The following is a 14,457-nucleotide window of genomic DNA, read 5'->3' on the forward strand; positions in this document are numbered from 1 at the left end:
CCTGCGTTCCGCGTAATTCGGCTGGTCTAGAGGGTCCGATGTGGTGAAGTGCCTGGTCAGCTGGTCCGGTGATGCCACACGGCCTGGAGCTTCCTAGAGAAACGCATCCGATCTGAGAGTCATTGACTGCATGGCTCAGGCGTGTATGGTCTAGAGCGATGTATGTGAAGACGACGAGTCGGAAGACCAAGAGCGGTACTGTCCGCTACCTGCACCTGGCCCACAACACCTGGGACGCAGCGGCCGGGCGGTCGGTGCCGAAGCTGCTGTACGGCTTCGGCCGTGAGGATCAGCTGGACACCGACGCGGTGCGCCGCCTGGTCGGCTCGCTGTCCAAGCTCCTCGATCCGGCTGCCGCGCTGGCGGCCACCGCCGAGGCGAACACGGAGCTGGACTTCGTCGAGTCCCGTCCCTTCGGCGGCGCGTATCTCCTGGACCAGCTGTGGCACCGGCTGGAACTCCCGGGCATCGTGGCCGCGTTGGGCACCCGTGGCCGGGGCCGTCCACGCAACGTCAAGGCCACCGAACGTGCCCTGTTCGCGCTGGTCGCCAACCGCGCGCTGGCCCCGTCCTCGAAGCTGGCGGCCGCCGAGTGGGTCAACCACGACGTGCACATCGACAGCCTGGACCGCATCGACGACGACGCCTGCTACCGGGCGATGGACTGGCTTCACCAGATACGCGAGAAGCTGGAACGGCAGGTCTTCGACTCCGCCGCCCACCTGCTCAACCTCGAAGTCGACCTGCTGTTCTTCGACACCACCAGCACCTACTTCGAACTCGAGGACGCCGACCTGCCCGTCGCCCGCGACGAACACGGCGTCCCCCTCCCCGAAACCGGCGACGGCGACGGCGACGGCGACGGCGACGGCGCGAGCATGCGCGGGTTTCGGACCTGGGGGAAGTCGAAGGACTCCCGCGACGACCTGCCGCAGATCGTGATCGGGATGGCGGTGACCCGTGACGGGATCCCGGTGCGGGTGTGGTGCTGGCCGGGCAACACCGGCGACTCCGCGTTGATCCGCCAGGTCAAGGACGAGATGCGGGACTGGACCCTGTCCAAGATCGTGTGGGTCGCCGACCGGGGCTTCGCCTCCGCGGCCAACCGCCGCTACCTCCGCTCCGGCGACCACCACTACATCATCGGCGAGAAACTCCGCTCCAACTCACCCGAGATCAAGGCCGCACTCTCGCGGCAGGGCCGCTACCAGGACATCGCGCACAACATGCGTGTCAAGGAGGTGAAGGTCTCCGAGTCCGAACGCTTCGTGATCTGCCACAACCCCGAAGGCGCCACCCGGGACGCGGCGATCCGCACCCAGCTGATCGCGCAGCTGAGCGAACTGATCGAAGACAGCGACGCCCTGTCGGACTACAAACGCGGCGAACTGCGCGGGAAGATCACCGCCAAACCCGGCCTGAACCGCTACCTGCGGACCACCCCGGCCGGCAAGCTCCGCATCGACGCCACCAAGGCCAAGGCCGAGGCGAACCTCGACGGCAAGTACCTCCTGCGCTGCAGCGACCCGAAACTCTCGGCCGAGGACATCGCGCTGGGCTACAAGCAACTCCTCGAAGTCGAGCGCGGCTGGCGGGACATGAAGCAGATCCTCGACCTCCGCCCGGTCTACCACCGCCTCGAAGAACGCATCCGCGCCCACGTCATCCTGTGCTGGCTCGCCCTGCTGCTGATCCGCATCGCCGAGACCACCACCGGGACGACCTGGCCCACCATCCGCCGCGAACTCGACCGGCTCCACCTGGGCACCTTCACCGGCCCCGCCGGCACCTTCCGCCAGCTCACCGAGCTCACCCGCACCCAGCGCGACCTGCTGGGCAAGCTCGACATCCCCGCACCCAAGAAGATCGTCGAACTCACCCCCGAAACCCGCTGACCAGCCACAACCCCCACGCCTAGAGACACGCCCCCACGGCGTATCCAGCCGCATTTCCCCAGGCCACAGCACGAATCAATGCTCTAGGCGCCGCGAATTATGCGGAACGCAGGGGCATGTAGCCGATCGAATATCACTGGGCTGTGATAGTTCGGCTCTCCCCCGAGCAGCAGGCTTCTACTGACAGGAACTCAGTCAGGAGAAGACGTCCGTGATCGAACACGTTCGCACGCTGGATGCCCTAGCCGATCGAGCCGAGTACACGGAGGTCGGCCAGTGAGCGCGCGGCAGTCGCGTCCCGTGCTCCTGCCGGTCCCTGCGGTGATGGTGAGCGGCTTCTGCGGCGGCGACCGGCACGACCTGTGCGCGGGCAATGTGCAGGCTGACAACGGGGTGTGGGTGTACTGCTCCTGCGCAGAACCCCGGTGCCTCTGCTTCGAGATGGAACAATCCCGCGAACGGCGCGCGGCCCTTCCGTGGGTCCCGTCGGTCAGCGAGTTCCGGTGAGCGCGGCGATGCCGGCGCCGGCAGTCGGTGCCGAGGTGATCGACGGTCCGACCGGGGTGCGGGCCATCGTGCGTGACGTGTACCAGGGTCGGGTCTACCTCCGGCGGCCCGGGGGTGGCGTGGAGTGGACGCGGCATCCCCGGGACGTTCGCCCGGCTCCCGAGGAGGAGAGCTCGTGACGGCGCCGATTCCCGGGGAGAGCCTGGCGGAGCCCTATGACCTGGAGGCGGCGCATCTGGACCTCGCGGCGGCCGGGCGGCTGTTGGACGAGCTGGCGCAGGACGGCGCGTCTGAGGCGAACTTGGATGCGATGCTCGCGGTGATGCGGCAGATCCATGACCGAATCACCGGACAACTGGCCTGCACGGGCAGGGCGACCGAGGCAGGACCTCACCACTCGGAAGAGTGAATATGCCACAGCCGACAGTGATCAGACGATCACTGCGTGCTAGCGTCCGCCGCGTAAGCAAAAGTTATACCCCGGCGGTGCGCCAACACCCCGGGGCTCGGCACAGGAGCAAACCCTCCGATGCACCGTCACTTTATCGCGCCTGCCCGTTACCTGCAGGCAAGCCACGACATCATTCGCCACCCAAGGCTGAAGGCTACGGCGAAGACGCTGCTGCTGTGGGCGCTCTCCCTGCCGCCCGGCAGCCACGACACCATCCTCACCATCGGCGCCCGGATGCCCGAGGGCCGCTGCGCCGTCGCCCGTGCGCGCGAGCAACTGATCGAAGAGGGCTACTTCCACACGAAGTCGCGGCAGCACCCGACCAAAGGCACCTGGAGCACCCGGGTGATGGTCAGCAGTGAGCCGCTGACCACGCCCGAACAGATCGCCGAAGCCTGGAAGTTGAGCGAGGCGGGCGACGCCACGCCGCCGAGTGCCCAGAATCCGGCAGTCGGTCAAGCGGCGAGTCGGTGCGCCGGCACTTCCCCTTCGGGGAAAAGAGGAAGGGGGAAGACCCTCCCTCCCGCCGCTGACGCTGATCCGGATCCTGATGCTTCATCGCCCCTAGCCGTGGCGGCGAAGGTGTTGGGCCGCCTGCTGGCGCGCGAGACCCGCTTGCCGCTCGGGGTGCGCGAACTTGCGGCACTGGCACCCTTGGTGGCGCAGTGGCTGGCCACCGACCGCAGCGAGGCCCGGCTGCGGCATGCGCTGCTGGACACGCTGCCGTCCGGGCGGATCTTCTCCCCCATGGCGCTGCTCCGCGACCGACTGGAGCGCAAGATGCCGGCACCGATGGAGGAGCTGGCTCCCGAGCCGACCCACCTGCTGCACGAGTGCGTGAGTTGCCGGCGACCGACGCGCAGCGCCGGGACCTGCCGAGGCTGCGGCGCAGGAGGCACGCCGAGTCGGGACGCGGCGGCCGTGGCACGGAACCTGCGCGGGGTGGCGATGGCGAGAGCGGCGATGCGGGAGGGGTCAGTCCTCCCGGGGTGAGGAAGTGTGGATGGCGAGGCGGTGGCTTGGGATGTCCTGGTAGCCGGTGATGTAGTCGCTGATCCGGGGCTCCTTCGTCTTGGTCAGATCGACCTCAATGGCCGGACCGGACAGGCCCGCGAACCCTGAGAGATCAACAGGCTCGAGCGGTTCCCAGAAGAATTCAATGACCAGCGTCGAAACAGCGGCGAACAGCGCAGCGGCCGACAGATCCCCCTCATCCATACCCACCTGAAGGATCTCCAGGGGCGGCAGTACAGCCTCCGAGCCGAGTGAATAGAGCGAAGGCTCATCCAGCATCAGCAAGCGTAGCCATGGCAATGCCCCTACCAAGGAAGCAAGTTGCTCAACTGTGGCCACCCCCGGGATGCTGTAGAGGGCCAGAGCCTCGATCTTGCGCCCTTTCAGCGCCGACAGGTCCAGGAGTGCGCGGCAGTCAACGAGTTCCAGATTGTCGAGCTCCGGTAGTGCCAGCAGTACGGACAGGTCGGTCAGCTCGGCAGCGCCGAAGACGCTCAGCCCCCTGGCTCGTACACCCTCCAGCGACTTGGGGCTCAGTCGAGGCACTCCGTTGATTACCAGGCGCCGCACCGGTCCGAGTGTCGCGACCATTAGGAGGGCCGCTTCGCTGCGTACGGTGATCACCGCCTCACTGAGGTCCAACGGCTGAAGAACCTGCCGAGCGAAGGACTCGGAGTCGAACCGGCTCCAGAAGTCGGAGAGCCTGGAGCGGTCTCGCGGGTCGACCTGGGCGGCGAGGTCGGCGAGGCAGTGCAGGGCTAGGTCGCTGCCGATCTCGGCGAGCAGGGACAACGCCGCCGACGGGTAGTGGGGCAACGACACCGCATCCGGAATCCAGGCCACGATCTCGTCCCCCGCGCCCGCCAGCCGCGTCCGTTGCCGACTGGTAAGAACTCCGAGCTCTCCGACCACCAAATCCCTTGTAGTGGCCAACAATCGGGCTCGAACGTCCTCGGGCAGGCGCTTGGCGTAGGGCAGGCAGGTCGCGGCGAGAATCCGGACATCGCGACTCTGGCCATGCTCGGAGGACAGGAGGAGGGAGAGAAGTGCACCCCGATCGGCCGGGCTTGCATGGCCGACGGTGAGCCGGATGACCTCGGACCACTGGTCGTCCGTGGCCCGCCCGACCAGCAGGCCGAACGAGCGCTCCTCGGCGAACTCCATGGCCGCCAAATAGTCCTGGAAGGTCCGGTGCACGAACTCGAAGCCATCGGTACTGGTCTCGGCGAGCAGGCCGCTGCGGTCGATCAGTTGCGCGAGGATTCGTTCCGCACTGACCGCCTGGGCCTCGGTGGAGAGCGTGGGAAGCAACCGCTTGATCTGGTGCGCGGCGTCGCTCTTTCCCCCCTCCACTAGGGAGTTGACTACAAGCCAGTACGCAATCCTTTGCAGGACAGCCAGTTGCTCCTCCTTTCCGAGCACCACGGCCGCCTCCACGCCACGTTGCTGGTCGCGGCGGACCAGCAACATGCTCAACGCGGCCTCGTACACCTCCATCCGGCGCTTCGGCAGCGCGCCGTCCCACTCGCGGTTGAGCGCGCAGAGCATCGCGCAGAGCAGTGGGCTGTCGGCGAGTTGGGACAGTTCAGAAGAGCTGGCCAGGGTACGGAGCAACCGGTCGCGGAGCTGAGGGAGTTCGCGCCTTTCCTGGTCGGTCGTCGCCTCCTCAACGACAGCCTCGTGCCAACGACTGACCAGCAGCTCGCGGTCCGGGGCTGACATCGGGCAGAGCGAGAGCTCATCGAAGCCGTACTCATCCAGCCATCCGGTCGGCACGGCGGATGGGCGGACCGTGGCGAGACAGGTGTTCTGCGGGTAGTGCGTCAGCAGCTTGCCGAGCCACTCGCGGGCGTCCTCGCGTTCCGCCTCCGGGATCTCGTCGAGGCCGTCCACCAGGATGAGTGCGCGGCCGGCCCGGAGCAGCCGGCCGACCCAGCCGGTGGGCTGCTCGGCGGCGAGCCAGCAGTCCTCGAGCTCAAGGAACGCGTCCGGACCGGGGCTCAGCGTGCCCTTGCGGTACATCGAGCGCAGGCGCAGCACGAACGGCACCCGGTCGGTGTGCACCGCGAGCCACTGCACCAGTGTGCTCTTGCCGGACCCGGCCCGGCCGCGCAGCAGCACCCGGTCGCGACCGGCCAGCATCTGCTCGACCCGATCCTGACGGCGCACGCCGTGCGGGCCGTCGGCGTCGGCTTCCAGGCTCAGGTAGGCAGTATCAAGGCTGGTGAAGCGGGAGTGCGTGCGGGAGAGGTCCAGGCCGAAGATCCGGAGCTTGCCGTGGGCAGTGGCAACCCACTCCCGGTAGCGCACCTCAAAGTCGGCATCTTCGACTTCCTGCGCAGAGATCCCACCCACGGAGACGGAGAAGCCCTCCGGGAGTTCATCGAGCAGCGGCACTATGGGCTCAAAAGCGAGTTGCGTGTGCGACCAGGTGTCCGGTCGCGTGTCCGCCACAGCGATGCCGAGCAGGCGATCGCGGAAGAACACGCCCGCACCGGAGAGCCCGAGCCACGGCGACGGACCGGTGGCCGGCGGGTGGTCGAGGGTGAGCAGATGGCGCCCGGAGACCGCGCCGCTGCCCGGCATCAGCGTGGCGAGCAGCTGGTGGCTGTCCAGTCGCCCGGCATCGTCCCGGGCCGCTCGCGGGAACCCGGTGAGGTGGCAGAGCGGCAGCGGGGCCACCAGGTCATCGGTACTGCCGCAGGACAGCGGTGGAATCGGCGCGGTCAGCGGGACACCAGCCCGCAGCAGCGCGACGTCCGCCGTCGCCGACCGCCACACCACATCGCAGTGAACCCAACCGCTATACCTGGGCACGGCGACTTCGGCAGTCCCCTCCTCCACCACGTGGCCCGCTGTCAGCACCAGCCGTTCCGTCAGCAGCACCCCGCTCCCCTGCCGCGTCCCCCGGACCGCCGCCGCCCGGGAAGGCGCTGCCCTCACTCCCAGCCGTCCTTGCTGCCCAGGTCGCGGTTGCCGATCCGGACGTCGGCGCCGGTGGCCATGTCCTTCGGCGTGAGGCTGACGGTCACCTTGTGCGTCCTGGTGCGCCCCGCCGAGGCCTCCGCGCCCGCCGACAGCACCCAGGCCTTGACGCCACCCGAACCCTTCGCGTCCCGGCGCAGCTCGACGCCGAACTCCAGCTGCACCGTGCCGACCTCGAACTGGAACCGTTCGCCCTCGGCGCGTTCGGCGGCCGCTGCCAGCTGACGGCGGACGGCTTCGACGGCCTCGGCCAGCTCGACGTCCTCGAAGCGGTCGTTCACGGTACGTACCCCCCTGGGTCACGCTTGGTCGGATGAGCTGACTTTACCGATGGGCAGTCACCTCTACGCCCTCCTCTACTCCTTGGCCAGCAACTCCAGGAACGCCCCGACCGAGTCCGCCACCTCCGCCGCCGTCCACGCCAGCGACGGCGTCACGGCGGTCACCTCGGTCATCGACAGCCCCGGCACCGCGCTCTCCCACCAGGTGCCGAAGAGCGCGTCGCCGCTCTCCTCCCCGTACCGCAGGCCCGCCTCGGTGAGCTGCTCCGGTGAGTACGGCAGCCAGAGCTGGAACTGGTGGGTGTGCGGCGGGTCGGGGTGGATCCGGCCGGCCGGGACGGCACGCAGGGCCTCGCGCAGGCCGTCCGCGAGCACCTTCGCCTGGTCCAGGTAACGGTGCAGGCGCGGCAGTTCGCGCTCCAGGCCGCCGATCGCCGCGAGCACGGCGGGCCACTGCTGGTAGAGCAGGCCGCCGTAGCGGTGCCGCCAGGCGCGGGCCTCGCCGATCAGGTCGGCCGGCCCGGCCAGCGCGGCGCCGCTCAGGCCGCCGAGCGCCTTGTAGAACGAGACGTAGACCGAGTCGCCCAGTGCGGCGAGCTCGGCCGGCGGGCGGCCGTAGTGGACGGCCGACTCCCAGAGCCGGGCGCCGTCCAGGTGCACCGCGGCGCCGCTCTCCCTCGCCGTGGCGACGGCAGCGGTCAGGTCGCTCCAGGAGGGCAGGACGAACCCGGCCGAGCGCAGTGGCAGTTCGAGGAAGAGGACGCCGAACGGCTCGTCGAAGTCGTGCAGTTCGGCAGCGGTCGGCAGCCGGCGGGCGACGGTGGGCCAGACCGACTGCAGGCCGCTCAGCCGGTCGAAGGCCCGTCGCTCGTGGGTCTCCAGGTGCGCGAGCGGGTGGGAGGCCACCACGTGGTCGCCGCGCCGCCGGGCCCAGCAGCGCAGCGCCACCTGCTGCGCCATCGTGCCGGTCGGGAAGAAGGCCGCGGCGGGCTTGCCGAGCAGGTCGGCGACCCGCTGTTCGAGGACCGCGACGACGCCGTCGCCGTAGAAGTCGGGACGCTCCAGCGGGGCGACCGCCGTGCGGGCGTCGGCGCCGAGCTCGGCGAGCCGCTCGTGCAGCGTGACGGGGCGCGGGCCGGAGAGGATCCGGCGGGCGCCGCGCCAGAGCAGGAAGCGCCGGTCGGCCGCTGCCGCGGGTTGCACGTACGCGGTGGACGGGGTGCCCGCGGCCGCCGGGGTGACGGGCGGTGCCAGCGGCGCCAGCGGCGACGAGGAAGGGGACAGGGGCGGGGACGAGGTGGCGACCGGATCCGATTGGACGTTCGAGACGTTCGACTCAGCGGTCATCCCTCGATGGTCCATCAGGCGACCGGATCCGGGAATGGCTCCGGCGACGGGAAGCCGACGACGGGGAGAACGCCGTCGAAACGTGTGGGGAGGGTGGTACTGATCACAGCGTTTCCGGCCGGTACGAGCGGCGGTAGTAGCCCGATCCCAAGGGACGGACGGGCCTCGGCAGCGGCGACAAGGGGAGCACCGGCGGGGGCTCAGTGGCCCCGAAGGCCGTACTGAAGATCAGTTGAGCTGATCAATACGCCGATCGCCTGAAAATAACGGGCCCGCCGCACTACACGCCGTAGTAGCTCATCGGATTTCGGTACCACCTGACCGACGGTTACACCTGGATGGTCCCCCAGCCAGGTGCCCCTCGCACGACCGCTCCCGGCTGCGCAGAACTGCCCCGAAGCTGCCCCCAACCGCTGCGAGGTCGATCGCCGATGTCCGCCCATCCCTCCGATACCGATACCGATGCCGAGACCGATAGCGACGGCAATCCCGAGCCTGCCGCCGGCGTGCCCGTCCTGCGCGCCGGGCGCGCTCGGCACGCCCAGTTGCACGCCGGCACGCCGCGGGTGGACCCGTACGCCGTCTTCCGCGGCCCGCACCGCCGCAAGGCCACGGTGTCCGCCGGGGCGGGCGGGCTGCTGCTCGGGATCATGCTGGCGGCCGCGCCCGGCAGCGCCGTCGCGCAGACCGTGCACCCGACCACCCCGGGCAAGTCGGCGTTCACCACGGCGCACGGCGCGCTGCCGGTGGACAACCTGGTGCAGCTCGCGCAGCCCGTGCCGTACCGGCTGCCCGGCGGCGCGGACGCCTCGCAGCAGGCCGTCGCGCTGGCCGGCAACCTGACGCCGAGCGCTCCCCCGGCCGCGCCCGGGGCCCCCGGCGCGCCCGTCCAGGCGCCGCCGCCGCCGCCGGCACCCGCGCCGAAGCCCGCCTGGTCGGCCCCCGCGCCCGGCGCGCCGATCACCAGCCCGTTCGGCGTGCCGGACTCGCAGTACGCCGCCGGCTACCACACCGGCGTGGACTTCGCGGTGAACTCGGGCACCCCGCTGCTCGCCGTCGGCAACGCCACCGTCGTCTCGGCCGACTGGCAGGGCGCGTACGGCAACGCCATCGTGCTCGGGCTACCCGACGGCCACTTCGCGCTGTACGCGCACATGTCGCGGCTCGACGTCAGCGAGGGGGACCAGGTGACCGCCGGTCAGCCACTCGGCCTCTCCGGCACCACCGGCAACAGCACCGGGCCGCACCTGCACTTCGAGATCCGCACCAGCAACAGCTACGGCGCGGTGGTGGACCCGATCGGCTACCTGGCCGCGCACGGCGCCGGGAACTTCTGAGCCGGACGGCCGGGGAAGCCTGCGATCAGTGGATGACGGCGGTCAGTGGACGGCCGGCTGCCGCGGCTCGATCCGGGTGGCGATCTCCAGCGCGACGCCGAGCGCGGCGGTCATCGCCTCCTCCAGCGTCGCCCCGCCGCCGTCCGCCGAGTCCTCGCACCCGTCCACGCCGTGCTCGCCCTCGTCGTGCTTGAGCAGGAAGAACGCCGAGTTCACCGAGAAGAGCGCCATGGTCGCGCGCAGCCGGTCGTCGAACGCGGCACCGGGGCCGTGCACCAGCCGGACCATCTTGATCATGCGGTTCTTGAACTCCAGCCCGGCCGCCGACTCACGCAGCGCGGGCTGGTTCTCGTGGAAGAAGCGGAGCAGCGGCGCGCGTTCGGCCATGCCGGCCGCGAACCGGCGGATCAGCTCGTCGCGCACCTCGGGCGACCAGCTCTGCTGCTCGCCCCAGACGATGGTCTCGTCGATCGGCGCGGCCATCGTCTCGACGATGCCGTGGACGATGTCGTCCTTCGTCTTGAAGTGGTAGTACAGCGCGGCCTTGGTGACGCCCAGCCGGTCGGCGATCTCGCGCAGCGAGGTCTTCTCGTACCCCTGCTCGGAGAAGAGCTCGAGCGCGACCGCGATGATGCGCGCCCGGGTGTCGCTGCGGGGGCTCTGCGTCGTACTCATGGCTTCGTGGCCTGCCTAGGTAGCTGCTGTTCGGTTAAGCGGTCCCGACCGCGTGGATCACTCCTGATCAACGGTCACGTTGCACATTCTCGCTGCCGACTGGACGTGCGACCGAATCTGGCTTGACGCCCGCCTTATGCAGACCTTACCGTGCCAACGAAGCAATAACTAGCCGGTCGGCAAGTAAGGTCGATCCAGCAGGCGCCGCGAGCCGCGGACCAGAAGCGTTTTCCGGGAGAGTCACCATGGCACAACAGCAGGTCGAGGCGACGGCGGACACCCCGCCGGGAGCCGTCGAGGGGGCGGCCGGCGAGCAACGTCCGGTACGGTCCGCGCGTGAGATCCGACTGGTGATGGTCGGACTGGTCATCACGATGATGCTGGCGATGCTCGACAACCTGATCGTCGGTACGGCTATGCCCACCATCGTGGGCGATCTGCACGGGGCGAACCACCTCTCCTGGGTGGTCACGTCGTACACCCTGGCCACCGCGGCAGCCACCCCGATCTGGGGCAAGCTGGGTGACCTCTACGGCCGCAAGGGCACCTTCCTCACCTCGATCGTGATCTTCCTGATCGGCTCGGCCCTGGCCGGCCTGTCGCAGAACATGAACGAGATGATCGCCTTCCGCGCGCTCCAGGGTCTGGGCGCCGGCGGTCTGATGGTCGGCGTGATGTCGATCATGGGCGCACTGGTCTCGCCGCGTGAGCGCGGCAAGTACCAGGGCATGTTCGCAGCCGTGATGGCGCTCGCCACGATCGGTGGCCCGCTGCTCGGCGGGTTCATCACCGACCACTTCAGCTGGCACTGGATCTTCTACATCAACCTGCCGCTGGGCCTGGTCGCACTTGCCGTCGTCATGGTCACGCTGCACCTGCCGAAGGTCCGCTCGGACGCGAAGGTCGACTACCTCGGCGCCGCGCTGCTGACCATCGGCATCACCTCGCTGGTGCTCATCACGACCTGGGGCGGCACGCAGTACGCGTGGGGCTCCAAGCACATCATCGGCCTGATCGTGCTGGCCGCCGCCTCGCTGATCGGCTTCTGCTACGTGGAGGCGCGGGTCCAGGAGCCGATGCTGCCGCTGAGCCTGTTCCGCAACCGCGACTTCACCGTCGTCTCGATCGTCGGCTTCATCGTCGGCTTCCAGATGTTCGGCGGCGTCACCTTCCTGCCGCAGTACCAGCAGATCGTCCAGGGCGCGTCGGCCACCAACTCCGGCCTGCTGCTGATGCCGATGATGCTCGGCATGCTGGTGGTCTCGCTGGTGGTCGGCCAGGTCGTCACGAAGACCGGCAAGTACCGGATCTTCCCGATCATCGGCACCATCGTGATGGGCGGCGGCGCGGTGCTGCTCTCGGGCATGGGCGTCGGCACCACCCGCTTCACCTCCGGGCTCTTCATGGCCGTCCTCGGTGCGGGCATGGGCTTCCTGATGCAGATCACCATGCTGGTCGCGCAGAACAGCGTCGGCCTCAAGGACATGGGCGTGGCCAGCTCGACGGCGACGCTGTTCCGGACCATCGGCGGCTCGTTCGGTGTCGCGCTGTTCGGTTCGATCTACACGCACCGGCTCAGCTCGACGCTCACCGAGCGGCTCGGCCACAGCGCAGCGGGTGGCAGCGCCGACCAGATGACGCCGACCAAGCTGCGCACGTTCCCGGCGCCGGTCCAGGACGCGTTCCACCACGCGGTCTCCAACGGCATCCACTCGGTCTTCCTGTGGGCCGCCGCGATCAGCGTGATCGCGATCATCGCCGCGCTCTTCCTCAAGGGCACCCCGCTGCGCGGGGCCGGCAAGCAGGCCGAGCCCTCGCTGGAGATGGCGCACTGACCCGCCTGCCCTAGCGCCTGGCGCCTGGCGCCGAAGCTGAAGAGGCGCCGCCGTCCCGGAGGGATCCCGGGACGGCGGCGCCTCTTCGCGTCTGTCGACGTCAGACCGGCAGTCGGTACATCCCCGCGGCGAGCGGCTCCACCAGCCCGTCGCTGACCAGCCCGTCCAGCGCCCGGGCCCGCTGGATCGGCTCCGGCCAGACGGCGTCCAGCCGGTGCTGCGGGACCTCGCCGTGCGCCTCGCGCAGCACCGCGAGCAGCTTGCCGCGGACCTGGCGGTCGGTCCCCTCGTAGCTCTGGCCGCGCCGGGCCGGGCCCTGGTACGGCGGGCAGCCGGCCGCCTGCCAGGCGCACTGGCGACGCAGCGGGCAGCCACCGCACTCGGGGCTGCGGGCGGTGCAGACCAGCGCGCCGAGCTCCATGACGGCCACCGCCCACTCGGCGGCGGTCGCGGTGTCCTCCGGGAGCAGCTCGACGGCCGTACGGCGCTCGGCGGCGGTGGTCGCGGTGGCCGGGTACTCGACGCCGGTCACCGCGCGGGCGAGCACCCGGCGGACGTTGGTGTCCAGCACCGCATGCCGCTGCCGGAACGCGAAGGAGGCGACGGCGGCGGCGGTGTACTCACCGACACCGGGCAGCGCGAGCAGTTCGGCGTGGTCGTCCGGGACGGCGCCGCCGTGCTGCTCGGTGATCGCGGTGGCGGCGGCGTGCAGCCGCAGCGCGCGGCGCGGGTAGCCGAGCCGGCCCCACATCCGGACCGCTTCGCCCGGGGCGTCGGCGGCCAGCGCGGCCGGGGTGGGCCAGCGCTCCAGCCAGGCCGCGTAGGCGGGCAGCACCCGCTTGACCGGGGTCTGCTGGAGCATGAACTCGCTCACCATGACGGCCCACGGCGAGGCCTGCGGCGTGCGCCAGGGCAGGTCGCGGGCGTTCTCCCGGTACCAGTCCAGGACGAGGGCGTGCAGCAACGGGGCTGGGGTGCGCGGGGATGCGGTTGTCGTCGGCATAGCGTCTCCGATCCTCGCACAGTCGGGGCCCGGGCGACGGGCAGTCGGCAGGCGTGCTCGGCAGCCGCGAGGCCCGTGATCGGCTCCCTCGGACGGCGGAAATGGCAGATGATGTGAAAGATCAGGTACTGAGACAGGTGTTGGTGCGACAAGCGGTGCTCCGCCTCTCGTAGAGTTTGATCGTGCCTTCTCTGCGTCAGCCCGTCGGACCGTTGCCCGCCTCGATCTACTGGCGGCGGCGCCTTGTTGTGCTCGTCGCGCTCGCGGTGGTGGTGGCCGTGGTGCTCTGGCTGACGAACGGTCAGGGTGGCGCCAAGCAGAAGACCGCGCAGGCCGCGCCGACGCCGACGGCCGCGAGCTCGATCACGCCGGGTGCGACGCCGACCGGCCCCGCGATCAGCACCCGGCCCGGCGGCACCGGCGAGCCGAGCGGCGGCCCGGGCGGCGGCGCCTCGGGGACGGCCTCGGGCGCGCCGAACCCCGGTGGTGCGGGCGGTACGGGCGGCGCGGCGGGCGGGTCCACCGGCGGTGACGCGAGCGGCGGCACCGGCGGCTCGGGTGGCACGGCGGGCACCGGTGGCGGCGCGGGCGGCGGTAGCGGCACGGCCGGGACCGGCGGCGGCGCGGGTGGCAGTGGTGGCAGCGGCAGTGACGGCAGTGCTGGTGGAGCCGGCGGGACGCCGCCGATCAACACCGCCCCGGTCCTGGCCCTCCCGGTCTGCACCGCCTCCCAGCTCACCCTGGAACTGGCCGGCACGCAGAACTCCTACACCTCGAAGGAGAAGCCCACCTTCGAGCTGAAGGTGCGCAACGCCTCGAACTCCCCGTGCCGGGTGGACCTGAGCCAGGCCGCCGCCGCGATCACCGTCAACTCGGCGAGCGGGGAGCGGATCTGGTCCTCGGCCGACTGCGTGACCGACAAGCAGGGCCGCTGGGTGCAGGTTTCGGCCGAGACCGCGCTGACCGAGACCTTCGTCTGGGACCGCACCCGCAGCAAGCCGCAGTGCGCCACCCCGACCGACACCTCCCCCGCGCCGGCCGGCAACTACCTGGTCCAGGCCGAGCTGACCGGCCCGTCCGGCGGCCCGGTCCCGGCCCGCACCTCGACCCGGCTGGACGCTTAGCGC

General features: G+C 70.2%; 11 protein-coding genes. 6 read left to right on the forward strand and 5 right to left on the reverse strand.

From position 1 onward, the window contains the following. The first annotated feature begins 158 nt into the window (after nt 1-158). From AC060L_RS17750 to AC060L_RS17760, 3 genes are all read left to right on the forward strand, one after another. Nucleotides 159-1,895: an IS1634 family transposase gene (locus tag AC060L_RS17750; RefSeq protein WP_483799747.1), complete on the forward strand. Its 1,737-nt coding sequence runs from the start codon at nt 159-161 to the stop codon at nt 1,893-1,895. 682 nt (nt 1,896-2,577) lie between these two features. Continuing rightward, a complete protein-coding gene (locus AC060L_RS17755; RefSeq protein WP_483799748.1) occupies nt 2,578-2,811 on the forward strand; it encodes a hypothetical protein in 234 nt (77 codons plus the stop codon). Between the two features lie 120 nt (nt 2,812-2,931). Beyond that, on the forward strand, nt 2,932-3,846 hold the full coding sequence (locus AC060L_RS17760; RefSeq protein ID WP_483799749.1) for a hypothetical protein: 915 nt from the start codon (nt 2,932-2,934) through the stop codon (nt 3,844-3,846). Here the strand turns inward: AC060L_RS17760 and AC060L_RS17765 are convergent. The 3 genes from AC060L_RS17765 to AC060L_RS17775 form a co-directional block, all read right to left on the reverse strand. Continuing rightward, a complete protein-coding gene (locus tag AC060L_RS17765; RefSeq protein ID WP_483799750.1) occupies nt 3,829-6,753 on the reverse strand; it encodes an NACHT domain-containing protein in 2,925 nt (974 codons plus the stop codon). The genes AC060L_RS17760 and AC060L_RS17765 overlap by 18 nt on opposite strands. 53 nt (nt 6,754-6,806) lie before the next feature. Beyond that, complete coding sequence (locus AC060L_RS17770; RefSeq protein WP_483799751.1) at nt 6,807-7,133, reverse strand: trypco2 family protein; 327 nt, start codon at nt 7,131-7,133, stop codon at nt 6,807-6,809. 75 nt (nt 7,134-7,208) lie between these two features. Then, on the reverse strand, nt 7,209-8,480 hold the full coding sequence (locus AC060L_RS17775) for a threonine aldolase family protein (RefSeq protein ID WP_483799752.1): 1,272 nt from the start codon (nt 8,478-8,480) through the stop codon (nt 7,209-7,211). Nucleotides 8,481-8,911: 431 nt separating this feature from the next. Between AC060L_RS17775 and AC060L_RS17780 the strand changes: the two genes are divergently transcribed. Continuing rightward, the gene (locus AC060L_RS17780; protein ID WP_483799753.1) at nt 8,912-9,817 is read left to right on the forward strand and encodes a M23 family metallopeptidase; all 906 of its coding nucleotides are present in this window, start codon (nt 8,912-8,914) and stop codon (nt 9,815-9,817) included. Between the two features lie 42 nt (nt 9,818-9,859). Here AC060L_RS17780 and AC060L_RS17785 read toward each other — a convergent pair whose 3' ends face one another. Further along, nucleotides 9,860-10,492 carry a TetR/AcrR family transcriptional regulator gene (locus tag AC060L_RS17785; RefSeq protein ID WP_483799754.1) on the reverse strand — a complete coding sequence of 211 codons (633 nt, stop codon included), beginning with the start codon at nt 10,490-10,492 and terminating at the stop codon, nt 9,860-9,862. A 245-nt stretch (nt 10,493-10,737) separates the two neighbouring features. Here AC060L_RS17785 and AC060L_RS17790 point away from each other — a divergent pair, with 245 nt between their 5' ends. Next, nucleotides 10,738-12,327 (forward strand): MDR family MFS transporter, encoded by a 1,590-nt coding sequence (locus AC060L_RS17790; RefSeq protein ID WP_483799755.1) that lies wholly within the window; start codon nt 10,738-10,740, stop codon nt 12,325-12,327. Nucleotides 12,328-12,427: 100 nt separating this feature from the next. Here the strand turns inward: AC060L_RS17790 and AC060L_RS17795 are convergent, their stop codons facing one another. Next, complete coding sequence (locus tag AC060L_RS17795) at nt 12,428-13,330, reverse strand: HhH-GPD family protein (RefSeq protein WP_483799756.1); 903 nt, start codon at nt 13,328-13,330, stop codon at nt 12,428-12,430. Between the two features lie 182 nt (nt 13,331-13,512). Between AC060L_RS17795 and AC060L_RS17800 the strand changes: the two genes are divergently transcribed. Beyond that, complete coding sequence (locus AC060L_RS17800) at nt 13,513-14,454, forward strand: hypothetical protein (protein WP_483799757.1); 942 nt, start codon at nt 13,513-13,515, stop codon at nt 14,452-14,454. Nucleotides 14,455-14,457 lie beyond the last annotated feature (3 nt).

Source organism: Kitasatospora sp. NEAU-69 (assembly GCF_057158765.1).